The sequence below is a fragment of the Rhodococcus sp. T7 genome (assembly GCF_009872365.1).
In the GTDB taxonomy this organism is placed as follows: Bacteria; Actinomycetota; Actinomycetes; order Mycobacteriales; family Mycobacteriaceae; genus Rhodococcus_F.
On record NZ_WXYH01000389.1, the window covers coordinates 890,247 to 891,066 of the forward strand.

General features: G+C 65.6%; 1 protein-coding gene. It reads left to right on the top strand.

What is annotated here, in order from left to right; genetic code table 11:
- Window positions 1–20: 20 nt before the first annotated feature.
- On the top strand, window positions 21–820 hold an 800-nt coding region (locus tag MLGJGCBP_RS48240), incomplete at its 3' end, for a relaxase/mobilization nuclease domain-containing protein (protein WP_160098351.1).

Sequence of the window (820 nt, forward strand, 5' to 3'; positions counted from 1 at the left end):
TTGCAGGAGTTCGACGCGCGATGATCGTGAAGATCACCAGTGGTGAGAAGATGACCGGCCTGCTGTCGTATCTGCAAGGTCCGGGCCGGTCGAACGAGCACACCGATCCGCACCTGGTGGCGGGAGATCCGGCGATCATGGCGTGGCATGACGACAACGAGTTGTCGCATCAGGACGCGATCGCGATCGCCCGGCAGATCGACGAACCGCGGCGGGTTTTCGGTACCGAGGTCCGGGAACCGAACTACCTCCGCAATGACAAGGGTGAGGACGTGCGGGACTCGCACGGCAAGAAGGTTCGGGACCCGATCGACCCGTGGCGGGATGCGAACGTGTGGCATTGCTCGCTGTCGCTGCACGCCGACGAGGGGCTGCTCACCGACGAGCAGTGGGGCGCAATCACGCAGGAATTCATGGACGGCATGGGATTCACCGATAAGTCCGGCCGGTCCCCCGCCCGCTGGGCGGCGGTCCGGCACGGTGTGTCCACCAAGGGCAACGATCACATCCACATTGCGGCGTCTGTGGTGCGCGAGGACGGTACGAAGGTCGACTTGTGGCGGTCTAAGAAGCGCGCGAGCGATCTCGCGGGCGAACTCGAGCGCAAGCACGGACTCGCGGTGATCGCCTCGCGGGAAACCGGTTCGGGTGAGCGCGGTTACCACCGGGCCGAGAAGCACCGCGCCGTGCGCGAAGGTACCGGCGAGTTGGACCGCGAACTTCTCGCACGCCGCGTCCGTGCGTGTGCGACGGCGTCGAAGTCGGAGGCGGAGTTCGTGCGCCGTCTACGTGGTCAGGGATTGGTCGTGCGTCCGCGTTT